The following is a 6,972-nucleotide window of genomic DNA, read 5'->3' on the forward strand; positions in this document are numbered from 1 at the left end:
TATCATAAACATGAGCTCCAAAATACACGCGGGTTTTATCATATACATGCGCATTGCCATAAACAAAACCACCAATGACAGCGTTGCCATATACCCTTGCATTTTCATAAACACGACCAGATTTTACAACACAAGCATTATCATAAACCCAGCAATTTCCATCATGAGAAAGGTTATCTTCCTTTTCAATAAAGCCGCCTAAATCACCAGCTTTAACATCAGCAAAGTCTTTTAAAGCACGAATGCGGTATAAAGTAATCCCTTTAACGTGACTTTCATTTATAAGCTCATATTTTTTAGATACATTTTTAGTGGTCATAGGTAGCTCCCTAATCTAATATTCAAACAAATTTTTAAATGAAATGGTTATAAGGAGGCGCCCCCGCCGCGCCCGCGCCGTTATTTAAGCTGTTTTCCTATGGGGACGACACATAACAAAGCAAATTTCACCATAAGGAGAAAGGCGTTCTGTATAAACATTATTCATTGTGTCACCACAAATATTCTTAGTAACAATAGCCATGCCACATGCATTGGCATTTTCATAAACATGCACTTTACTTACAATTTTTGCACTATCGAAAACATGGGCATTATCATACACATGGGCATTGGCAAAAACCTTTGCTGAATCGTAGACGCGAGCATTACCATATACAAAACCACCAACACCTGCATTGCCATAAACCTGCGCATTTTCGTAAACACGACCAGGGCTCACAACAATGGCCTGATCACCAACCCAGCAATTACCATCATGGGAAAGATTTTCTTCAGATTCAATATAGCCACCAAGTTGACCAGCTTTAACATCACCAAAATCTCTTAACGCCTTAATGCGATAAAGTTTTTTACCTTCGCGAAGAATTGTTTGATTGGTGAGTTGATATTTTTTTACAGAATTTTGCATAATAAATCCTTACGAAATTAGGTTTTTAATTGACAGCCCATAAGGGCGCCGGGCGCTAAAAACACGGTCGTAAGTCCGCCGCTATACTTTCCCCTCGCGAAGGGTATTGTATGGTATAGCTACACCCGACAAAATCGTTATATGCCAATGATAGCACAAAAGAAAGTCAGTATTTTAAGAAATGGGAAAAACCTTACGTGGTTTAACCGCTTACGATTAAGTGTTTTTAGCACTTGCCAACCTTAATAAACGACCTTTTCTTTAAAGTCAATACGTATTTTTTATTTTTTTCAATTTTTTTCATTTTGATACCTACCTAATTGAATATCAAGTGATTTTAAATTTTACTTTTGGTTTTTAGCATAAAAATGTAGTGCGTAAATGGACATGTTTATTAAACTGCGTGTATGCAACATAAGGAAGAATGAATAAACTAAAAAAAAGTACCAAAAAACGATATCTAAATACCAAAATACAGTATAACTATTTGGAAAAATTAAAACGACAAGTGCTAAACTTATTAGCTTTAAGAGTCTGTGCAAATACTGTTGTAAATCACGTGTTAATATCTTCCAACCTGTTGTATCATCATCTTTATATTTTGGATTGTTCTGCAACTCAAAAGGAATATGAGAATTGCATAAAATTACAAAAATATTTGTTATTATTATCAAACCAAAAGATGCAAATATCAAAATACCTTGGATAAAATAGGGATTTTTTTTAATTTCTAAAAAGCATAAAAATATAAAAATTATAATACCAAACAAGGCTCTTAGCTGCTTATCTGTAAACATATTTATTTCCTGCGGTTTTTGATAATTTTTTGATCTCTTTATTGATCTCATCTATAAGAGGTTCGTAATTGAGAACGCTTTTCGGAATACCACCCCCATATATCCAAGCTTTCACTTGCGCCTTGGTACTGTAATCAACATTCTCAGGCATCTCATGATACTGACCACCATCGAATTCCTCATATTCTCTCATACCATCTTCGTATTCATAGAGATTGTAAAAATACTCTGCTACCCCTAATCCCCATGGGGCATGCCCCACCGCCGTTGCAACCCACTTTTTTTCCCCCTTCTGTTTACGTTTTTTTAAAAACATCTGGTTTAATATCCCCTATCTAAATCCATAACTTTACCAATGGGTTTATTTGCCTCAAAATGGACCGTACAGAAGCGTTTTTAATTTCAATGTGGTTTTTATCACAAAATCTTTAAATCGCTCTGTACGGTGCCTTTCTGTCAATTTAAACGCATATCTATTCTCAAAATCATCAGCAAACTTCACTACTTTGCTGTTTTTTTCGGATCCATAAGTGTCTTTAAGCGTAGATCGCTGTTGCAAGTTGATTGAAGCTTTCTGAAAGGTTATTTGCGAAATTGTTTGACGGTGGTTTATAACATGCGCTTTCATATAGTTTTTTCACTTCTGATTTTTTGTGTTTCTTAATTACCAATCCATATTCTGGATGCGTAATCCAATTATCCCAAGCGCTTTGCCAATCGCGTTCATTTGCATTTCGACATGGGTTGGATTTTGAAAAGCGTACAAATTTTTCAAATTCTGATAAGGCTTCATCATGCGTTAATCCTTGTTCAGTTGCGTATTGAAAATCGGGTTTGAAATCTTCTAGTATTCTTTCAACTTCTTGTTTTTCCCTTATTTTCTTTGTTCCTTCAAAAAAGTTTGCTTTCTCTGGAAAATAAGCAGGCATTATCTTATCAACGATTTCTGAAAGTTGTTTTCCAACCTTTTTAACTTTTCGTGAAGGCAATTTCGCAATCATCGCTTCGTTAATTTGCCATCGGTTGTTAACTTCGTTTGAAAGATTGATATTTTGCTCGCGAATGATTGGTTGTTTGGTTTCTATCGTTTTGATTTGTTCTGATTGGCTTTCAACATCACATTCGATTGGCTCGTCAACCAAATCGTTTGTTTCTAAATTTTCAAAATCAATTTCTCTTTTTGATAAAATAATATTTTTATTTTTTTTGTTATTGTTATTGTTAATGTTATTGTGCATTTCCAAGCATTGCTCGTGCATTGCGTATGCATTGCTTGTGCATTGCTCATGCATTGCACGTGCATCATCATTACTTTTATCTTTGTTTTTATCCCATCTAGCTTTTGCTGCTTTTGAAGCCTTTTCCGAAGCTTTATCTAAATTCTCATTAGAGTTATTGAGTTCTTCCTCAACATCTAAATTCCACAAGCGACCATCTGCTAAACGAATGAGATATCCTTCTTCAAGCAAAACATTCAGTGCCGCTTCAAACTTCTTCACTGAATAACCAGTGTAATGAGATAAAACTTTAATATTATAAAAAAGAGGTTCACCAGTACGCAACATACGTAACCGTAATCGCATATAGATATTTCCCTCTACAGCAGGCAAATAATCAACAACAATTGCCCACTGGTCTGCAAAAAGCCTCGTCCATGGCAACTTAGTTGACATACTTCACCTCCCTTTCTTTATTATTATTGCAAGTGAAATTATCTAGCTCTTCTTCACTGAGACTGTTGAGTTCTTTTTCAACTTCTGAATTCCACAACCCACCATTGTCTAAACGTATGATGAATCCACCTTCAATCAAGGAATTCAAAGCTGCTTCAAACTCTTCTACTGGATAACCAACCCAAAAAGCTAATACCGTTAAGTCCTTTAAAATAGGTTCACCAGTATGGAGCATTAGAAGTCGCAACATGACATAGATACATTTCTCGGTCGGCGACAAACAACCAAGAGTAAGAAGCCATTTGTATGCAAAAAGCCTCGTCCATGGTAATTTAATGGACATACCCCAATTCCCTTTCTTTAACTAAATATAAAATTGCTAAAGCATCTGCTTCGTTGTCATCTTTCGGATTGTGCCCTTTTGCACGCACCGCCTTAATCATCTCTTCTTTCGACGCATTCCCCTTGCCTGTCGTCGCTTTCTTAATTGTACTTACTGGTATCCCCTCATACGGTATCTGATGCTGTTCACACCACGCCGTTAACGTTGCTAACAAACCACCGTAAATATGCGCTGCATCTGTACCTTTATGACGCCTCACCTCTTCAAAATACACCACGTCAATTTGACCTGCTGTCTGCTTTATTTCTGATAGCCATTGTTTAAAACGCAAGTAACGCATTCCACCGCCTTCAAAACGGCGCGATTGAAAATTCACGGTACCACTGAACATGTCACCACTTGCACCACGTATCGCCCACCCCGTTTTGGTACCTAGATCAAAACAAAGAATCGTGTTAATCACCGCTCATCTCCATACAAAACGTATTTTATAAAATTACTGTTTTCCCAAAGCGGAGGAGAAAGAGATATGAGAAATATGCAAGAAAATTTTGTAGAATTAACTGACATTACAATTAACATGAACAATAAATTGAATAACATTGAAACAGAACTCGCAACATTCAAAAGACAAAGTATATTGAAAAAAGACCTTCCCCAAATGATAAGAAATTCCTTAGAAACTTTGTGGACAGAAAACATAGCAGAAGGTTTAGGACCAAAGATGAAAGTTGAGATCTTTAATCTTAAACCTGAAGATCTATCACCAGAAGGTATTCTCATAGAATTTTCCATCAAAAACCCCACAGACCGACCAATGAAAATGAACTATATACGAATAGATGAAAATAGCCCTTTCGAATTCGTTCAAGCATTCTATCCAACTCCTTATCCATACTCTCAAAGCTCTCCAAGAAGCATTCTTAAAACATCTCCCAAATGTATCGATTTAATAACTCCCGTTACAACAAATCCTGTCATCCAAAACAACGTATTAGAAAGAGGAATTGACCTATTTACAGTGAATGGTGGGTATAGTTTTCGATGGGAATTAAAAATTCGCTCCATAGAAACAGAAAATCATGATAAACTATCCGTTCCGATCTTTATCTTAGAACATACTTCATCATATGACCCACATAAAACACTTGAAGTTCGCTTTTGGCCCAGCTTTTTTCGAAAATTAAGTCATCAACGATGATAATCTTATAAGATTGGGAATTAGGTTTTACTTATCTTCTCACCTATTAAGGTGAGAAGATAAAAGTATTTATTAGTTTGTTCTTTTTCATGAATCATAACCTCCAAAGGTTCCTATAACTCTTCTTTCTTGTACTTTCTTTTTCAACTCTTCAATTGACATATTTAACTTTACAATTAATATATCTTTTTCCTTCAGTTCTGTTTTGAGCTCTTGTTCTCTATTGCGATAGAGCAAAACAAAAAAGAACATAGCGATAACACAAAAGAACATAACCGCATTGGTAGTAAAAAACGTAATAATTGCTACTAAACTCATCTTTCTCTCCTCACTTACCCTTCTTCTTACTCTTCTTATTCTTATGAGCCGGCGCTTTTACTGCTTCATCACGCTGTTTAAGCTCTTGTGTTAGTCTTTGAATTTTCTCGTCACGTTCTTTAATCTCTTGCTTCAGTTGTTTAATTTCCTCGTCGTCACATTCTTCCATCTTTTGTTTCAGTTCTTCAATTTCCTCGTCGCGTAATTGCACATCTACTTCGAGTTCTTTAATTTCTTGCTTCAGTTCTTTAATTTCCTCGTCGTCACATTCTTCCATCTTTTGTTTCAGTTCTTCAATTTCCGTATCACGTGATTGAACATCTGCTTTTAGTGCCTGTATCTTTTCACTTTTCCGTTTAAACTCTTCTCGGTACGCATCTATCTTTTGCTTCAATTCTTTAATTTCCTCCTCACGTTCTTTAATCTCTTGCTTCAGTTCATCAATTTCCTCGTCGTCATGTTCTTCTATCTTTTGTTTCAATTCTTTAATTTCCGTATCACGTGATTGAACATCTGCTTTTAGTGCCTGTATCTTTTCACTTTTCCGTGTAAAATCTTCTCGATACGCATCTATCTTTTGTTTTAGTTCTTCAATCTCTTGCTTCAGTTGTTTAATTTCCTTGTCACGTTCTTCAAGATCCGCATCACATTCATCAATTGTCTGCTTGCTTTCCTTTAAATACCTAAACTCATTCTCTTTCATTTTTTTCTTAATATCTTGAACCTGCTCTTTAAGTGCTTTAACTTGATCGCGATAATGCAATGCAATACGAAACATCACTCCGCTTAAAAGCAAAACTGAAACCACTGCTATCCATAAAATTTCATTCGAACTCATTTTGATCTCCTTAATGCTGTAAAGTTTCTCCGGTCTGATCAACACCGCGACTTTTAGAAATTGAAGAAAAATTCTCTTGATACCAATCGCTAGGACTTATGTAATTATCAGTAACTTCTGCTATTTTTTGTATTATCCTAGGATGCGGAAATCGCTTCTTATTCACATAGCGTGCTATAGATGCTTGTGTAACACCTACCAAAATCGCAAACTCGGCATAAGTAATATTATTCTTTGATAAATACAGTTTTAGTTTAGACATTCCTCTTTTTACCATATTGGTATTATTAAGACAAGCATATTTTACCATATTGGCATTTGAAAGGATATTTTTTTTAATTAGGATAAGAATCATGAATAATTTGAAATTTTTCAGACAAAAAGTAGGTTTAACTTCAAAAGAATTAGCCGAATTGGTAGGGACTAGTCAGCCACAAATTTTTCGTTTAGAAAATGGACAACGAAAATTAACAAAGGAGTGGGCTGTACGTTTGGCGCCACACTTAAAAATTACCCCCAAACAACTGTTGTTTTCAGGAAATAAGCCTAATAGCTTAGATGAACAAATTGAAGATATGTTAGAGCATCTAAGCTACGATAATAAGGTTAAACTTCTTGATCTCCTTTCTTCATTTTATCAAGATAAAAAAGAATAAACTCTCTTTTTTCATCTTCTGTCAATTTATCCCATAGTTCTAATATTTGCGTATTAATTGACCATTTTTCATCCATTTTTTCTACTCTAAAAAAATATAAAATAAAAAAAATAACCATTTTGGTATTGACTTTAAATTACCGTTTTGGTATCAAATATCCCATATCTTAGAAAATAACTTTTGCCAATAGGCAGTATGGAGGCATTTGTGAATAAACCAGTGTTTATAAATTCTGA

11 protein-coding genes and 1 pseudogene are annotated in these 6,972 nt (G+C 35.0%); 2 read left to right on the top strand and 10 right to left on the bottom strand.

Translation table 11 applies throughout. From position 1 onward, the window contains the following. From ACFINE_RS08855 to ACFINE_RS08885, 7 genes and pseudogenes are all read right to left on the bottom strand, one after another. A pseudogene (locus ACFINE_RS08855) lies at positions 1–319 on the bottom strand (hypothetical protein); the annotation flags it as partial. A gap of 84 nt (positions 320–403) precedes the next feature. Then, a complete protein-coding gene (locus ACFINE_RS08860) occupies positions 404–910 on the bottom strand; it encodes a hypothetical protein (protein WP_120100860.1) in 507 nt (168 codons plus the stop codon). Between the two features lie 344 nt (positions 911–1,254). After that, positions 1,255–1,707 (bottom strand): hypothetical protein, encoded by a 453-nt coding sequence (locus ACFINE_RS08865; protein ID WP_375621777.1) that lies wholly within the window; start codon positions 1,705–1,707, stop codon positions 1,255–1,257. After that, the gene (locus ACFINE_RS08870) at positions 1,694–2,023 is read right to left on the bottom strand and encodes a hypothetical protein (RefSeq protein ID WP_375621778.1); all 330 of its coding nucleotides are present in this window, start codon (positions 2,021–2,023) and stop codon (positions 1,694–1,696) included. The genes ACFINE_RS08865 and ACFINE_RS08870 overlap by 14 nt, the downstream gene beginning before the upstream one ends. A 220-nt stretch (positions 2,024–2,243) precedes the next feature. After that, positions 2,244–3,380 carry a hypothetical protein gene (locus ACFINE_RS08875; protein WP_375621779.1) on the bottom strand — a complete coding sequence of 379 codons (1,137 nt, stop codon included), beginning with the start codon at positions 3,378–3,380 and terminating at the stop codon, positions 2,244–2,246. Next, on the bottom strand, positions 3,370–3,723 hold the full coding sequence (locus ACFINE_RS08880) for a DUF1376 domain-containing protein (protein WP_375621780.1): 354 nt from the start codon (positions 3,721–3,723) through the stop codon (positions 3,370–3,372). The genes ACFINE_RS08875 and ACFINE_RS08880 overlap by 11 nt, the downstream gene beginning before the upstream one ends. Then, positions 3,713–4,186: a crossover junction endodeoxyribonuclease RuvC gene (locus ACFINE_RS08885; protein ID WP_375621781.1), complete on the bottom strand. Its 474-nt coding sequence runs from the start codon at positions 4,184–4,186 to the stop codon at positions 3,713–3,715. The genes ACFINE_RS08880 and ACFINE_RS08885 overlap by 11 nt, the downstream gene beginning before the upstream one ends. A gap of 66 nt (positions 4,187–4,252) precedes the next feature. Here ACFINE_RS08885 and ACFINE_RS08890 point away from each other — a divergent pair, with 66 nt between their 5' ends. Next, on the top strand, positions 4,253–4,924 hold the full coding sequence (locus tag ACFINE_RS08890; RefSeq protein ID WP_375621782.1) for a hypothetical protein: 672 nt from the start codon (positions 4,253–4,255) through the stop codon (positions 4,922–4,924). 87 nt (positions 4,925–5,011) lie between these two features. On the opposite strand, the gene ACFINE_RS08895 is transcribed toward ACFINE_RS08890, so the two are convergent. Genes ACFINE_RS08895 through ACFINE_RS08905 form a run of 3 tightly spaced genes read right to left on the bottom strand, consistent with a single transcriptional unit; the run spans position 5,012 to position 6,342 of the window. Further along, positions 5,012–5,242 (bottom strand): hypothetical protein, encoded by a 231-nt coding sequence (locus ACFINE_RS08895; protein WP_208434686.1) that lies wholly within the window; start codon positions 5,240–5,242, stop codon positions 5,012–5,014. A gap of 10 nt (positions 5,243–5,252) precedes the next feature. After that, entirely contained in the window at positions 5,253–6,080 is an 828-nt protein-coding gene (locus tag ACFINE_RS08900; protein WP_375621783.1) for a hypothetical protein, read from the bottom strand. Between the two features lie 10 nt (positions 6,081–6,090). Then, a complete protein-coding gene (locus tag ACFINE_RS08905; RefSeq protein WP_375621784.1) occupies positions 6,091–6,342 on the bottom strand; it encodes a helix-turn-helix domain-containing protein in 252 nt (83 codons plus the stop codon). Positions 6,343–6,433: 91 nt separating this feature from the next. Between ACFINE_RS08905 and ACFINE_RS08910 the strand changes: the two genes are divergently transcribed. Continuing rightward, positions 6,434–6,736 (top strand): helix-turn-helix domain-containing protein, encoded by a 303-nt coding sequence (locus ACFINE_RS08910; RefSeq protein ID WP_100128398.1) that lies wholly within the window; start codon positions 6,434–6,436, stop codon positions 6,734–6,736. Positions 6,737–6,972 lie beyond the last annotated feature (236 nt).

Source organism: Bartonella sp. AA97HXZ, assembly GCF_042196985.1.
Classification (GTDB): domain Bacteria; phylum Pseudomonadota; class Alphaproteobacteria; order Rhizobiales; family Rhizobiaceae; genus Bartonella.

What these genes read in the sequence shown, in the direction of transcription:
- ACFINE_RS08860 (WP_120100860.1), bottom strand. Translation starts at nt 910, where the DNA reads ATGCAAAATTCTGTAAAAAAATATCAACTCACCAATCAAACAATTCTT.
- ACFINE_RS08865 (WP_375621777.1), bottom strand. Translation starts at nt 1,707, where the DNA reads ATGTTTACAGATAAGCAGCTAAGAGCCTTGTTTGGTATTATAATTTTT.
- ACFINE_RS08870 (WP_375621778.1), bottom strand. Translation starts at nt 2,023, where the DNA reads ATGTTTTTAAAAAAACGTAAACAGAAGGGGGAAAAAAAGTGGGTTGCA.
- ACFINE_RS08875 (WP_375621779.1), bottom strand. Translation starts at nt 3,380, where the DNA reads ATGTCAACTAAGTTGCCATGGACGAGGCTTTTTGCAGACCAGTGGGCA.
- ACFINE_RS08880 (WP_375621780.1), bottom strand. Translation starts at nt 3,723, where the DNA reads ATGTCCATTAAATTACCATGGACGAGGCTTTTTGCATACAAATGGCTT.
- ACFINE_RS08890 (WP_375621782.1), top strand. Translation starts at nt 4,253, where the DNA reads ATGAGAAATATGCAAGAAAATTTTGTAGAATTAACTGACATTACAATT.
- ACFINE_RS08895 (WP_208434686.1), bottom strand. Translation starts at nt 5,242, where the DNA reads ATGAGTTTAGTAGCAATTATTACGTTTTTTACTACCAATGCGGTTATG.
- ACFINE_RS08900 (WP_375621783.1), bottom strand. Translation starts at nt 6,080, where the DNA reads ATGAGTTCGAATGAAATTTTATGGATAGCAGTGGTTTCAGTTTTGCTT.
- ACFINE_RS08905 (WP_375621784.1), bottom strand. Translation starts at nt 6,342, where the DNA reads ATGTCTAAACTAAAACTGTATTTATCAAAGAATAATATTACTTATGCC.
- ACFINE_RS08910 (WP_100128398.1), top strand. Translation starts at nt 6,434, where the DNA reads ATGAATAATTTGAAATTTTTCAGACAAAAAGTAGGTTTAACTTCAAAA.